Genomic DNA, 13,691 nt, shown 5'->3' on the forward strand with positions numbered 1-13,691 from the left:
CTCACGCCGCGCCATAGTACGACGTCGTCACCGAGCAGACGTCGGCCAAGTGGTGTTGTGCTGATCTCATGCGAAGTGGCCGAGATATACGAGCACCTTCGCGGATAGTTGTTCACAGGTCCAGCACCAGCTTTTCGGTGCACGACCGTGAGACGCAGATCAGCATCACCTCGCCGGACTCCCTTTGAGACGCGCTGAGTACCGAATCCCGGTGATCGGGAAGACCTTCCAGCACCCGCGCTTCGCAGCTACCGCAAACGCCCTCATAGCAGCTGGTGGTAATGGGAATACCGGTTGCCTCTACGAGTTCGAGGATCGACTGGTTGGCCCCGACCTCGAGGGTCACCCCCGAACGCTGGCACACCACTTCGAACTGCTCGAGTGCGGCCGCTTCCTGCTCTGCCGTGGGTGCCTTGGCTGCGAACCGCTCGATGTGGAGGGTCCCCTTGGGCCAATGAGCGCACTGCTGCTCGACCGCTGCCAGCAATGCCTCGGGGCCGCAGCAGTAGATCAGGGCGCTGTTCTCGGGTTCCTCGAGCAGCGATCGCAGGTCGAGGGGACCACACTCGTCCTGGGGCCCCAATGTGACCCGATCGGGATAGCGTTCTGCCAAGTCGGCGGCGAAGGCCATGGAACCCCTGGTCCGGCCGCCATACAGAAGTGTCCAATCGCTGTCGGCCTGCTCTGCCGCCTCAACCATCGCCATAATTGGCGTTATCCCGATGCCTCCGGCGATGAAACGGTAATTGGCGGAGTCGACGAGCGGAAAGTGGTTGCGTGGGCCCCGGACTCGCACGACAGAGCCCACCTGGAGCTTCTCGTGCACGTACTGCGAACCACCTCGGCTGTTGAGATCCAGCAGGACCCCGATGCGCCACGTCGTCGCATCGTGCGGGTCTCCGCACAGCGAGTACTGGCGGACCAGGTCGTCAGCGAGAAGCAGGTCGATGTGGGCGCCCGGCTGCCACCTGGGCAAGTACGTGTTGTCCAAATGGCCGAGGTCCAGCACCACGACACCCTCTGCGGGGGTGCCGCGGTGCAGGACGGTCAGCTCCGCGGTGAACTCGTGGACGCTGGCAATGGGCATCGTCGTCAGGATGCTGGGGAAAGCCCGCTCAAGATACGGTCACCCGCGCGGGCAGGTGCTTGAGTCCACCTACGAAGTTGGTGTGCGTCACGCTGCCAGGCCCGAGCACTTCGATGGACTCCAGTCGGGGCAGTAGTTCCTCGAACATAACGCGCAACTCGAGCTTGGCCAGATGTTGGCCGACACAGGTGTGCGCACCGAAGCCGAATGCCATGTGATTGTTGGGCTTACGGTCGATATTGAACTCGTCTGGGTTTGAGAACAGGTCCGCGTCGCGGCAGGCTGATTGGAATAACGGCATCACCCGGTCGCCGGCCTTGATGGTCTGACCGTCCAGTTCGTAGTCTTGCAGCGCGCGACGCATGAAGTGCTTGACCGGTGCCACATATCGCAAGCCCTCCTGGATCAGGTTGGGCACCAGGCTCGGGTCGGCTTTGACTCTCGCCAGCACCTCAGGGTGCAGAGCTAGTTGCTGCAGCGTGCCGGCCAGAGTGGCGGACGTTGTGTCGTGGCCGGCGGTGCAGATGGCCATGAACCAGCCGTACGTGTACGGAGTCGGCCAATACTCGCCATCGGGCTGCCTAGCCACCGAGATCAAGGTGGCCAAGTCATCGCGGGGATTGGCCCTGCAGTCCGCGATCAAGTTGTCGAAGTAACCGTAGAAGTCCTGCACAGTGTTGGCGAACTGTTGGGCCATCGCCTCGGGACTCAGCGGCTCGACATCCTCGCGCTGGTGCTCGGGGTCCGCGGTGCCAAAGAATTCCTGGGTGAGCGCCATCATTCGCGGCTCATCCTCCGCAGGCACTCCGAACAGCGTCATCACCACGTGCAGCGGGTAACCCAGAGCCCAGTCATCGACGAGATCGATCTGCTTACCTGACTCGGAGAGTTTCTTGAGCTTTTCGATGGACTCGTTTGCCAGCACGCGGATCTTGGTTTCCCAGTTCTTAAGCTGCAAAGGCTTGAACCAGTCGAACGCGATGTTTTTGACGGTGGTGTGCTCGGGCGGATCGAGGAACGGCAGAGCGTCCATGAGACGGAGGCTGCCCCCCAGGAGTTGCTGGGTAAACCCGTCGCCCGCCTGGTTCTGCAGGATCGGGTTGTGCGAGCCGGGCTTGTCCGCGCCGCCGGCGGTGAAGATCTCCGGCTGCCCCTCGACTTCCTGGATATCGGCGTACTTGCTGACCAGCCAGAGCGGATCGTAGCCCTCGACGATGGCCTTACCGACCGGCATGTTGTTGCGCATCCACCTGTAGGCCTCGTGGAGTTCTGCGAGGTCGGCGTGCCCCTCGGGGAGCACGATCCGTCGTGCGATCTCGTCGGGGAGGATTGCTGTATCGGCCTGCTGGGCGGTGGTCACGGATCTCCTCCTGCTGTCGTGCTGTCGTGCCTGACCTGCGTTGCGCGCGTGATCGCTTGGGGACTCACGCCGGCGATTCAAGTGTTGTGGCGATGGCCATTTCGATCGCCCCCACTAGGGGGTTTATCGCTACCGCCTTGGGGGGAGAAGCCGACTCAGACCTCCCGACAACCGTCATTGATCCACTGAACGATCCTCTTAATGGAATCGGAGGTTACGGGAGGAAGGTAAGCGGGCATCGCAGGAGTCACCGCCCCCACGGGAGGCTCCGGCAAGTCGGAACCGAAGGGGGCCTGCCCCCTCAGCGACTTCACCAGATTGGAGTTATCGCCGTCGCCGAGGATCACAAGTGGCCGTCCGCCGATTTTCATCGCGACGAACCGGTCCCGGGTGATACCCCTCCAGAACGGGCCGTGGGAGGCTACGTCCGCGTCAGGCCCGCCGACCGAATCGTCGAGTATGGCGATGACGTCCGCGAAATTCATGGATGCCCTTTTCTGCTGTCACGACGGGCTTTGCTGGCGGATGAAGCACAGTGTGGATGGCGTACATCACGTTTCGCGTCACCACGACGGGGTTGATTGCTATCGCTTTGGGGGCATAAAGACGCGAGGATCTAGCACGCGCAGGCCATATTTGGTGCGCCTACGCCGATCACCGACGGCGAACGCATCGAGGCGTACCGGGCCAACGCCCTGTTCGACGCCCACACCGATGACCCGGAGTTCGGCTACCGGTACCTGGCCGAAGAAGCCCGCCAAGCCGGGGAACCGATGGCCGAGCGCACCGCCTGGTGGATCTGCACCGACAACCGGTGGTGGAGTGTGTTCGGCAAGAAACGCGGCAAGAACGGCAAGACGGGCCCGCCTGTCCACGACGACCGCGTCAACAGAGACTTCACCGCCGAAGCGCCAAACATGGTGTGGCTAGCCGATATTACCGAACATCGCACCGGTGAGGGAAAGCTGTACCTGTGCGCGATCAAGGACGCCTTCTCCAACCGCATCGTCGGCTACAGCATCGGTTCCCGGATGAAGTCACGGTTGGCGACCACGGCACTGCATAGTGCGATCGCCCGCCGCGGCGAGACGCCCGGCTGCATTCTTCACACGGATAGAGGTCCGCAATTTCGCAGCCGAAAGTTCGTGCACGCCTTGGGCCGCCACGACCTGGTCGGCTCCATGGCCCGCGTGGGTGCAGCCGGCGACAACGCCGCGATGGAGATGCTCCTATCGGGTGTCAAGTGGTGATCGGGGCGGTTTCGAGGAGTCGGAAGAGATGACGTGCGTAGTACCGCTTTAGACACCGCATGGCTTCACGTTTGGTCTTGCCATCGCTGACCCGCCGGGCGATGTAGTCCTTGGTCGGCGGGTGAACTTTGGCCCGGGCCAGGATGACGGTGTGCAGCGCTCGGTTGATGTTGACGACGGTCGAAAACTAGGCCAGAAGCGACGGTGAAAAGTAGGCCACGTGGTCGTGGTTATTGTGCCGTGTTGTCTGCTCTGGCGGAGGGCAAGGTGTCGATTCCGGTGTCCTTGAGGCGGTAGCTGGAGCCTTTGAGGGTCAGGACGTCGGCGTGGTGGACGATGCGGTCGATCATCGCTGCGGCGACGACTTGGTCGCCGAACACGTCGCCCCAGCGGGCGAAGGGCAGGTTGGAGGTCAGGATCAGCGAGGCGTGTTCGTAGCGGCTGGAGACCAGTTGGAAGAACAGGTTGGCCGCGTCTTGCTCGAAGGGGATGTAGCCGACTTCGTCGACGACGAGCAGCCCGATACGGCGTAGCTTGGCCAGCTCGGCCGGTAGTCGGCCGGCGTTGTGGGCGGCCTTGAGCCGGGCGACCCAGTCCACGGCGGTGGCGAATGCGATGCGGTGCCCGGTCTGGGCGGCCTTGATCGCCAACCCGATGGCGAGGTGGGTCTTGCCGGTGCCGGGCGGGCCGAGCAGCACCACGTTGCGGGACTTGGCCAGGAACGCCCCGGTGCCCAGGTGCGCGATCATGTCCCGGTTGAGTGCTGGTTGGTGATCGAAGTTGAAGTCCTCCAACGACTTCCGCGTCGGGAACCCCGCCGAGCGGATACGGGTCGCCGCGCCGGAGGCTTCACGGGCGGCGACCTCCCGCGAGAGGACCGCCGCCAAATACTCCTCATGGCTCCAGTTGGCGTTGCGGGCTTGCTCGGCCAACCGGGCGGCGGACTCGCGGATGCGCGGCGCCTTGAGGGCTTGGGCGTAGTGCAGGACGGATTTGATGGGGTCTTCGGCCATGATCACGCCACCTCGCCATCGGAACTGGTTGTGGCGGTGGTGAAGTCGACTCCGAACGCACGGTCGTAGTCGGCCAGATCACGCATCAGCTGATCACCCGCCGTCGCCGGTGGCGGACCGGCTTGGAACTGTCGACGCAACGCCGCGGCAATCTGAACGTGGGCGGGGTCGGTCAGGGTTTGTCGCGCCGCCCAGCAGCGGTCGTGAACCGCCAGCAGGCGCCCGGCTCGGCTCACCGTCACCTGAGTCAGGGTGGTGCTCACCTCGACGAGCTGTCCGATCGCGCTCGGGTCCACCGAGTAGTCGTTGCCGGCCACCCGCACGTAGTAGTCGCGTCCCAACCGCACCGAGGTCCCCGTCTCGGTGACCGGCGCCACGGGTGGCAGCGCCAACATTTGGAGTCGGTCGGCATCGAGGAAGTCGATCGGACGACCATCGAGCACCCGCACCCGACGCGCGTTGGCTATCGGAAGCCATTGCCCCAGTTGATTATTGAAGTCCGCAAGTGAGGTGAAGGCGCGCCCGGGCAGGAATGAGGTCTCCAGATAGCGGTTGGCTCGCTCCACGATCCCCTTGGATTCGGGGTCATAGGGTTTGAGTTGCACCAGCCGCGACCCCAGCGTGCCCATCAACGCGGTGACCGGATCGGTCAACCGGCCGCGGCGCCCGATCCCGGCTTCGTTGTCCCACCACAACTCGTGGGGCACCGCGGTGAAACTGCCCGAGAGCAGCTGCCACATCCCGGCGACCAGATCCATGGTCTGGCGCGAGGGCAGCATCACCGCGGCGATGAACCGGGAGAACGCGGCCACCATCACCAGCACCGGCAGCATCGCCTCCTGGCCGAACCCGACCGCAATCTTGGGTGCCGGGAACCACAGGTCGCACTGAATCACCCGTCCCGGTGGATGCGCCAGGCGATCGACCGGATCAGCAGGCAAGTACTCCGGTCGGATCGCCCGCACCCGCTCCCGAAACCATGAGATCGACCCCGCCCAGCCGACCCGCTCGGCGAGCACCGTGGCCGGCAGTTGCGGATAGGCCGACAACAGCGCCCGGATCCGCGGCTCCACGGCATCGATCGCCGACGGCGACGAAGACCGCTCGTACTTCGGCGGACCATCACTGGCCACCGCGGCCGCCACGGTGTCACGCGCGATGCCGAGTTGTCGTGCGATGGCCCGCTGCGACAAACCCTCGCTGCGGTGAAGATGCCGGATCAACGCCCAGTCTTCCAAGGAGATCACCCATCCAATCTGATTGGGTGGCCTACTTTTCAACCGTCGCAACTGGCCGGGTCTTCAACCGTCGTCAACAGTTGAGCTGGCGGTCACCACCACGTGAGAGACGGTGGCGAGTCTGGGTTTGACCCGAGGTCGCTTCGAGCGGTGCAACGCCGCCCAGGCGTGCGAAGGCGGCTTCGTCCCGGCAGCGGCCGGGGTGTGACCATGACACCAGGATCTGAGCGGCGATCAGCACACCGATGCCCGGTTCATCGAGTAGCGCTGGTGCCATCGACCGCACCAGCGGGATCATCGCCAACTCAAGCTCGCGGCACTCGTCGGTCAACTGCCTGACTCTGTTCGCAGTGCTGCGCAGCGACAACTTCGTAGCCGCGTATTCGGGGTCGGTAGCAGTGTCAGGGCGCAGTCGTTGGCAACGAGCCACCAACGCCATCAGGGGCCGCCCTCGGAGCTCCTCACAGAGGTCGACCGGCGCGGTGACGACCAGAGCCTTGAGCACGTTAATCGCAGCGACTCGGACAAGTTTCGCGCTATCGCGTGCGGTGATCAGTGTGCGCAGCCCTTCGCGCGCACCGCGTGACCGCGGGGTTGCCCAACTCGTGCGTCCGAGAATCTCCCGTGCGGCCCGGACTGCGTCAAGGGAGTCAGACTTCGCGCCGTCCTTGGCCGATCTGGTGCTGGGATGGTCAAACTCAATGACGAACTCGCCCTTGGCCGCCAAGGCTGCCGCGAGGCCGGCGCCGTAGCTCCCCGTTGACTCAATCGACCAGGCCCGCCGACCCTCGGTCGTGTAGGGCGCTGCCCATCGCAACGCTTGCCCATAGCCGCGGGCCGTGGTGGGGAAAACTCTCGAGGCGAGCTCACCCTGGGTCTTCGAACATACGACGGCCGCGGTAATACGATCACGATCAGGATCAACGCCAATGACGTGATCGACGAGTTCTGCCAGTGCCATGCCTTGCTCCTTCTAATGCGGCGGTAAGGACTCCGCCGAGGAGTTGAGGCAGGACTGTGATGGGTCACCCGAAGGGACAAGCTCCTAATCAAGCCATCGAGGTCGGCGGTGCGGCTGACGGACATATCTCTCAATGAGGACACCGGTGGGGTCGGTCATTCTGTGAGTCACGTCAGCCAGCACCACCTTGCCGCGCAGCATGCTGAAAGTGTCACAGTCATTCTGGTCGTCGATGCAGATCGAACTTCTCAACCGCAAGAAATGGAACACCCGCGTGGAGTTAGCCAACGCGATATTCGACTACATCGAGATCTTCCACAACCGCCAACGCCGACACTCAGCACTGGGCTACCTGACGCCCACCGAATACGAACTACGCTCGACCAGAACATCCCAACTCGCCTGAGACGCAACACCCAGACGAGTAACCAGACCGTAGGTCAGGTCAACCGCCAACGGCCCGTACGCGTGGCTGCGCACCGACTACGACAACACCGGAATCTGCACTGCCTGTGCGGCGTCCGCATAACGTAACCCACTCAGCGCGAATCAGATTCGACACAACGGATTATCGGTGAGGAGCACTAACGAATGTTGACCGTCGGCTACACCGGCCGCGCTGGCGGCGCATGGCGCGGCGTTCCCCGCAATGAAAGCGGCGCTGTGGTGGCGGAATGCGGGCACGAGCACCCGAACCGCGGCAATGCCAGCATGTATAAAACGGCGGCGGTGCCGTATATGTGACAGATCGTTAAGGCTGCGCTGACACCTGCGTACCGCAAGTTCTGCGCCACCGAAACAACTGCCCGCGCCGAGGAGTTGGTCGATCTGATCGGAGCTGGCCCGGTGCGGTGCTACCATCAACTGTCCGCCGCTGGTTAGCTCAAGCAGGAGCTATCTCAAATGCGCCTTCAGCAAGGCGACCCGGTTCGGTATGGCGACTCCGAGCATCGCGTGGTGCAGGTGCTGGAAGGTAGTCGACTGATCGTCGAACGGCCCGCGCCGACCGCACGGAAATCATGAGTGACGCGCACTTCACGGCGGTCGAGGCCTACTTAGCGCAGCTCCGTCAAACGGCGCTCGTCGCCGAGGCTGAGGACCTCGCCACCGGAATCCGTCATATCTCCATCGCGACAGGAGAGCTGGAATCTGACGACGACGTCCGCCGGCTTGAGCAGCTCGCCGCAGCGGCCGCTTGTGGCCGTGAAGGGGCCGGCCTTGCGCGCTTCGGAGGAGGGAACGACTACGTGACGTTTTACATCGAGGGGCTGGACGCGGATCAGTTCGTCGAGGATCTCGCCCTACTGGCCGAAACGCTCAACCCAGGCTGGTGGCGCATCAGCCGCTCATCCCTACCGTTCTGATTCCGCATAGTGTGGAGGAAAGGCGATGCGATGGTTTGATGTCCTAGATCACCGGGCTGCAGCGCCACGAATTCGCTGAGCGTCAATCCCGCAGTGGGCACATTGCCCCGGAGCGTCGACCGCTGCCGGTGATCAGGATCGGGCAACGCGAACAGGCCGCCACCCGAAATGATAAGTCGTTCGTGCCATGGTCCGCTGAGCAGGACAGGGTGGGGTGGGAGTTGGGTTATCACGTCGCGCAGGAACGGTTCTTGTCGAGATTGCAGCGAAGATTGACAACAGTGCACTGATTGTTTAGCAACATCGTCAGTCCTGACCATTTGGCTCGCAAAAGCACTCGCCCAAAGGAGCGGACGGCCAGGTGTTCTGCGCTCACTCCTGTTGGAGCAGTGGTGTCAGTTCTTTCGCTACGTTGTTGACCTTGTCGAGGGTGAACATCACTTGGAGCGACTGGTCGACCTGGGCGGCTGAGAGGGCTGCTTGTGCGTAGGTGCGGTATTTGTCCTTGACCTGGTCATCGGTCATCCTGGTGTCGTCCGAACCAGGGTCGCCCCAGACGTACTCGCAGCTTTCGCTGAATTCCTTTCCGCGGGCGTTGATCTGGACCTCGTTGGGTATGCGAGTGAAGCGGCCTGTGGCCAGCATCTGCTCGAAGATGACTTTCCCGCTGTCGGGGTGGCCTTCGACCACGACCTTCCGGGCGAACGCCAGGTATCGCGGGTCGTGGATGCTCTCGTCGTCCTGCCAAGAGGGCCCTAGATCGGATCCGTGGGCGGCAGCGCCCAGCGCCATCGGGATACTGAATTGCAGATCCGACGGCGTCTCAGGCGCGTAAGTGGGACCGAGCCAGTTCACGCCGCGCTCGAAAGTACGCACCACGACGCGATCGATGTCCTGGGGCTCGAGTTCGTGACGCCGGATCAACTTGGTGAACAGTGCAATCGCGGGATGGCCGTAGCGGCACGCCGAATAGGGTTTGAATGACGTTCGTGACACCTGCCATGTCTCCCCGAGTTCGGCGAGCAGACGCTGCCGGTTGAGGCCCACAGTCCCGAACGCGCGCCAGAATTCCTCCGGAGCGTCGAAGATGTTCTGTTCGCCTACGAATCCCTTGTGCGCGAGTTGGGCGGCCATCACTCCATTGATGCCCATCGAGCTGACCGGCGAGTACTTCAGCATGTGCTTGCCGGGTCGCAGGACGGGCGCGAAGAATTGTCCGGTCTCGATCGGCGCGGTCCAGCCCGCGAGACCGAAAGCGTTGTTGTACTGGGCAGGTGTGAAGTCCAACAGCTTGCCGACCGCGCCGGCCACGCTGAAGCCGTACCAGCCCAGACATCCCGGCACCGCTTCGATGTCCCCGGCCGGTGTCAGACGTATGAACTCCAGGGCTCCGCCGACCCGACAACCTACCTCGTAACCGAGGGCCACTGCCGTGATCAGCGCTTCACCCGACAACCCCACGCTCTCGGCGAATGCCAGGCCGGGGAACACTGCCGCGACCCCGGGGTGACTGAAACTCAGGTAAGTGTCGTCGGCGTCGAGGTAATTGCCCAGATACATGTTTGCCGCGGTAGTCGCGGCTGGAGAAGCCTTCACCGTGGTGCCTACCACCGTGGCTGGGGCACCCGCTCCGGGGCCACCCATCTCGGCCGCAACCTCTGCGACTATCCGCGCCGCCGCATAGTGGCGAGCACCTAGTGCGCACCCCACGGTGTCGGCGATGAGTCGTTTGGTGTCGTGGACAACCCGAGTAGGTAGATCGTCGAAGCTGATGTCGTGAATCAGATCGATGAGCTGAGCAGTGGCGGTGGTTTCATCGCCCATGATGTCCGTACCCTTTCGTTGTTGCCTGCAAGCAATTGCTGTTGGTAAGGCTCAACCGTGGTGAGTTCGAGGAGCACCCTGGCCGTACGGATAGGCCACCTGTAGCGCTCTCCCGCGCTCGATGTGTAGAGATAGTCGAGATTTGTCAGGGTTGCTGGTGCGGCATGTACGGAGCCGTGACGGACCGTCGCGCTGCCGAGCCGGACTGACGGCATCAGTGCTCTGACGATGGCGCCCATGGGGCGAGGTCCCCAGTCTGGAAAGCGCTGCCGGCCGACGTGTCCAACCATCGAGCTGGCGTGTGCTCGATGGCCGGTCATGAACGTGCACGCTTGAGGAGGCGGAGGGGTTCCCAGGCAGCAGGCTGTTGACGCCCGTCTTGATCCAGTGGCGTTGTGCCAGCTCGGCGTGCGCCGTGTTGACGGTCTCCCGGGATGTGCCGACAAGTTGTGCGAGCTCCTCGTGTCGTAGGTCGTCGTGCGCCCGCATTGCGTTGGCCCCTCCTCGGTGCGGCTGGTGGCGCTTGTCGCCCGCAGGCAGTGTCCACGATCGAGAATTCGCGGCGTTCACCTGAATGTAGACGCCCGCATTCGGGGGCTCCACCGTCATTTGACAACCACGTCGACTATCGTTACTACAGTCATGAGCTGCATAGATGTGGCGTTTGTTGCAGCCGTCCGGATGCCACTGGGGATAGTTGACAAAAACGTCAACGGATAAGCTAGCATGCGGCGAGACGGGTGCCGCCAGGTGTTTCCAGATCGCCCAACGATGGGACTTATGCCGATGACCGACACGAAAGCCGAGGCCGAGTCACGCCCGCGCGCCGAGGTGGACCTTGATCACCACTCGCCTGGGTTTCGTGTGGACCCGCACGGCAGGTTCCGCGAGATGCGCGAATCGGGTTGTCCGGTCGCGCATTCCGACCACTATGAGGGCTTCTGGGCGCTGGTGGACTATGCCTCGGTGTTCGAGGCCGCCAGAGACGACGATCTGTTCAATTCCTACCCCTCGATCGCAGTGCCGGCTAGCGAGTTACCCCTTCCGATCCTGCCGATCGAGTCTGACCCCCCGGAAACGCAGAAGCTGCGCGACGTCACCCTCAAGCGGTTTTCTCCGGGATCGGCGGAGCGGTTCCGCGACGCGGCCATTGAGATGACCAATGAGGCGATAGACGCGTTCATCGAGCGTGGCCACGCTGATCTTGTCGGTGAGTTGACGACGCCGCTGCCGGCACGACTGATCCTGCGATTGCTGGAGTTCGACGAATCGCGGCACTCGCAGTGGGTGCGCTGGGTGCACTCGATGGTGCATGATCGCGCCCACGACCCGGAGAAGGCCGGGGTGGCTGGCATGGAGATGTTCGGCGAGATCGTTACGCACATGGAGCAGCGGCGCACCGAGGGCCTCGGTGACGACCTGTTCAGCGATATCCTGCGCGGCACCATCGATGGCAAGCCACTCGACGATACCCAGATCACCATGTACACGGTGCTGATGATGCTGGGCGGCATGGATACCACCAGCGGCTTCACCGGCAACGTGCTGTTGCGGCTATGCACGGACACCGAATTGCGGCAGCAGTTCATGGCCGATCCGGATCTGGTGAAGAAATCCGTCGACGAGCTGCTGCGGTTGTACACGCCGACTCTGGGCCTAGCGCGCACCGTCTCTCGTGATGCTGAGTTCCGCGGCCAGCCACTATGCAAGGGCGATCGCGCAATCCTGATGTGGGCGGCCGCCAACCGGGACCCCATGATGTTCGCAAACCCCGACACCCTTGACCTGTCCCGGCCGAATGCCAAGAAGCACATGGCGTTCGGGGTGGGTATGCACCGGTGTTTGGGCTCGCACTACGCCAAGATGATGTTCGACGTAATGACGACCCAGGTGCTGCAGCGGCTGCCGGACTTCGAACTCGCAGGCGAGGCGAAGATGTTTGAGGACGCAGGGGAGGTATTCGCCGTGCGGGAGCTGCCGGTCAGGTTCACGCCGGGGCCACGCGTCGGCGACACGAAATAGGTCCGCCCGCAATACAGGTCCGCCCACAATGCCCTTGCCCCGGTGGCCCAGGTCATCTGGAGTTGCCCACACTCGCCAGAATCGCCTGCGTTGCAGAGCGCCTTCGCGCCGGGCGATATGACAACTGGGACCTAGTTACTTCGACCTGAAAACCCGCGCCTGTGCTGAGTGGCTCTGTGGGGTCGTACCCAGTTTGGCGCATAAATGTGGCTCGCGCGCCAAGCACGGTCACCGCCGATGCGGCTACGGTGAGAAACGCGTCGAGGACGACCTGCACGACCTCGGGGTGCGCACGGTCGTGATACCCCGCAAAGGCAAACCCGGCAGCCGTAGAACGTTTCGGTTCGACAGATGCCGGGCAGGAGAGCGATCTCGTCGAGGACGGCCGCCATGAGCGAATCGTGATCGCGCGTGCGGATGCTTCTCGAGCTTCCTGATCGACAGCCCGGCATCGCATTAGTCCTGCCTGAGCCGGCCGGCAGAGCGGCAACACACATCCTGCATTCGGATGGCAAGATTCAGCTCGCAGCGCCACCCATCCTGGAGGCCTTGCACGACATCGCGGGACCTGCGCCTGGGTTGGTGCTGATCGGACGGCGCGAATTGACCAGCATCAACTCCTGGATGCACAACATCGGATCGGTCAGGACGCCCAGGTTGTACGTCAATCCCGTTGATGCAGAACGTGACTCGCTCCGCTCAAGTGATGAAGTCGAGCTCTCGACGGCAACGGGATCGGTCCGGGTCCTCGTCGACGTCACCGACAAGATGGCCCCCGGCGTCGTGAGTTATCCGCATGGGTGGGGGCATTCAGGCGGTTGGCAGATCGCGAACGAGCGCGGCAAACCGGTATTCACCACGATCACCGGCCCCGCCGCAGCCCGACCCGACGACCTAGTCAACCGGCAGTTCAAGGCTGACACCCCAACCGACCGTGGGTCGCCGAGTTCACCTTCGCGCGGACCTGGCAGGGATTCTGCTACACCGCCTTCATCACCGACGCGGCCACCAAGAAGATCGCCGGCTGGGCCGTCTCGGCGACCATGCGCACCGAGGATCTTCCCTTGCAGGCATTCAATCATGCTGTATGGCAGTCAAACTCGGATCTTTCTGAGTTAGTCCATTCGCTGGCCTATACCGATCAGCTGGGCGAACTCGGGATCGTCCCGTCAGTGGGATCGCGAGGCGATAGTTACGACAACGCACTCGCTGAGGCCGTCAATGCCGCCTACAAGGCCGAGCTCATCAACCGCGGCAAACCCTGGCGTTGCATCGACGACGTCGAACTGGCCACCGCCGGATGGGTTGCCTGGTACAACCAGGAACGCCTGCACGAAGCCCTCGGCTACCAGACACCAGCCGAGTACGAGGCCGCCCTCACCGGCACCTCACGCCCCGCGAGCCAGCCAACCCCGGCCCTCGCAACCGACTAGGAACGAAATCTGGGGTAGTTCAGCGCTTTCGTGGCCAGCAGATGGTGTTTCCCTTCGGAAAAGTGGACACGATTAGCCTGCTTCGCGGATTCTGGCGAGCATTCTTGCCAGCGAGAATGGGCGCTGCGGTCGCGCCACC

The 13,691-nt window shown here is 63.2% G+C and carries 14 protein-coding genes and 2 pseudogenes; 7 read left to right on the forward strand and 9 right to left on the reverse strand.

What is annotated here, in order from left to right:
• Nucleotides 1–112: 112 nt before the first annotated feature.
• From MNAB215_RS14285 to MNAB215_RS14295, 3 genes are all read right to left on the reverse strand, one after another.
• Nucleotides 113–1,087 carry a PDR/VanB family oxidoreductase gene (locus MNAB215_RS14285; RefSeq protein WP_077079441.1) on the reverse strand — a complete coding sequence of 325 codons (975 nt, stop codon included), beginning with the start codon at nt 1,085–1,087 and terminating at the stop codon, nt 113–115.
• A 28-nt stretch (nt 1,088–1,115) separates the two neighbouring features.
• The gene (locus tag MNAB215_RS14290; RefSeq protein WP_077079442.1) at nt 1,116–2,447 is read right to left on the reverse strand and encodes a cytochrome P450; all 1,332 of its coding nucleotides are present in this window, start codon (nt 2,445–2,447) and stop codon (nt 1,116–1,118) included.
• A 155-nt stretch (nt 2,448–2,602) separates the two neighbouring features.
• Nucleotides 2,603–2,932, reverse strand: a complete 330-nt coding sequence (locus tag MNAB215_RS14295) for a hypothetical protein (RefSeq protein WP_077079443.1) — start codon at nt 2,930–2,932, stop codon at nt 2,603–2,605.
• Between the two features lie 288 nt (nt 2,933–3,220).
• Between MNAB215_RS14295 and MNAB215_RS29945 the strand changes: the two genes are divergently transcribed.
• Nucleotides 3,221–3,697, forward strand: a complete 477-nt coding sequence (locus tag MNAB215_RS29945) for a DDE-type integrase/transposase/recombinase (RefSeq protein WP_083743397.1) — start codon at nt 3,221–3,223, stop codon at nt 3,695–3,697.
• Here the strand turns inward: MNAB215_RS29945 and MNAB215_RS30230 are convergent.
• The 4 genes and pseudogenes from MNAB215_RS30230 to MNAB215_RS14320 all read right to left on the reverse strand — a co-directional run.
• Nucleotides 3,687–3,866: pseudogene (locus MNAB215_RS30230) on the reverse strand (IS110 family transposase); the annotation flags it as partial. The gene MNAB215_RS29945 and the pseudogene MNAB215_RS30230 overlap by 11 nt on opposite strands.
• A 61-nt stretch (nt 3,867–3,927) precedes the next feature.
• Nucleotides 3,928–4,710 carry an IS21-like element helper ATPase IstB gene (gene istB / locus MNAB215_RS14310; protein WP_174604592.1) on the reverse strand — a complete coding sequence of 261 codons (783 nt, stop codon included), beginning with the start codon at nt 4,708–4,710 and terminating at the stop codon, nt 3,928–3,930.
• A 2-nt stretch (nt 4,711–4,712) separates the two neighbouring features.
• A complete protein-coding gene (gene istA / locus MNAB215_RS14315; protein ID WP_077079445.1) occupies nt 4,713–5,957 on the reverse strand; it encodes an IS21 family transposase in 1,245 nt (414 codons plus the stop codon).
• Between the two features lie 64 nt (nt 5,958–6,021).
• Nucleotides 6,022–6,909: a transposase gene (locus tag MNAB215_RS14320; RefSeq protein WP_245830310.1), complete on the reverse strand. Its 888-nt coding sequence runs from the start codon at nt 6,907–6,909 to the stop codon at nt 6,022–6,024.
• Between the two features lie 214 nt (nt 6,910–7,123).
• Between MNAB215_RS14320 and MNAB215_RS14325 the strand changes: the two are divergent.
• From MNAB215_RS14325 to MNAB215_RS14330, 3 genes and pseudogenes are all read left to right on the forward strand, one after another.
• Nucleotides 7,124–7,315: pseudogene (locus MNAB215_RS14325) on the forward strand (IS3 family transposase); the annotation flags it as partial.
• Between the two features lie 185 nt (nt 7,316–7,500).
• Nucleotides 7,501–7,653 carry a hypothetical protein gene (locus MNAB215_RS29750; RefSeq protein ID WP_157900604.1) on the forward strand — a complete coding sequence of 51 codons (153 nt, stop codon included), beginning with the start codon at nt 7,501–7,503 and terminating at the stop codon, nt 7,651–7,653.
• Nucleotides 7,654–7,928: 275 nt separating this feature from the next.
• Nucleotides 7,929–8,273 carry a hypothetical protein gene (locus MNAB215_RS14330; protein ID WP_077079446.1) on the forward strand — a complete coding sequence of 115 codons (345 nt, stop codon included), beginning with the start codon at nt 7,929–7,931 and terminating at the stop codon, nt 8,271–8,273.
• Between the two features lie 372 nt (nt 8,274–8,645).
• On the opposite strand, the gene MNAB215_RS14335 is transcribed toward MNAB215_RS14330, so the two are convergent.
• Together MNAB215_RS14335 and MNAB215_RS14340 are read right to left on the reverse strand one after the other, a co-directional pair.
• Nucleotides 8,646–10,097, reverse strand: a complete 1,452-nt coding sequence (locus MNAB215_RS14335; protein WP_077079447.1) for an MmgE/PrpD family protein — start codon at nt 10,095–10,097, stop codon at nt 8,646–8,648.
• A 51-nt stretch (nt 10,098–10,148) separates the two neighbouring features.
• Nucleotides 10,149–10,706: a helix-turn-helix domain-containing protein gene (locus MNAB215_RS14340; RefSeq protein WP_077079448.1), complete on the reverse strand. Its 558-nt coding sequence runs from the start codon at nt 10,704–10,706 to the stop codon at nt 10,149–10,151.
• Between the two features lie 177 nt (nt 10,707–10,883).
• On the opposite strand from MNAB215_RS14340, the gene MNAB215_RS14345 reads away from it, so the two are divergent.
• The 3 genes from MNAB215_RS14345 (at nt 10,884) to MNAB215_RS14355 (ending at nt 13,552) form a co-directional block, all read left to right on the forward strand.
• Complete coding sequence (locus MNAB215_RS14345) at nt 10,884–12,119, forward strand: cytochrome P450 (RefSeq protein ID WP_077082007.1); 1,236 nt, start codon at nt 10,884–10,886, stop codon at nt 12,117–12,119.
• A gap of 417 nt (nt 12,120–12,536) precedes the next feature.
• Nucleotides 12,537–13,238 (forward strand): molybdopterin dinucleotide binding domain-containing protein, encoded by a 702-nt coding sequence (locus MNAB215_RS30780; RefSeq protein ID WP_083743613.1) that lies wholly within the window; start codon nt 12,537–12,539, stop codon nt 13,236–13,238.
• Nucleotides 13,163–13,552, forward strand: a complete 390-nt coding sequence (locus tag MNAB215_RS14355) for an integrase core domain-containing protein (protein ID WP_083743398.1) — start codon at nt 13,163–13,165, stop codon at nt 13,550–13,552. Before MNAB215_RS30780 ends, MNAB215_RS14355 begins: the two co-directional genes overlap by 76 nt.
• Nucleotides 13,553–13,691: the final 139 nt, after the last annotated feature.

The organism is Mycobacterium numidiamassiliense (genome assembly GCF_900157365.1).
Lineage (GTDB): Bacteria > Actinomycetota > Actinomycetes > Mycobacteriales > Mycobacteriaceae > Mycobacterium > Mycobacterium numidiamassiliense.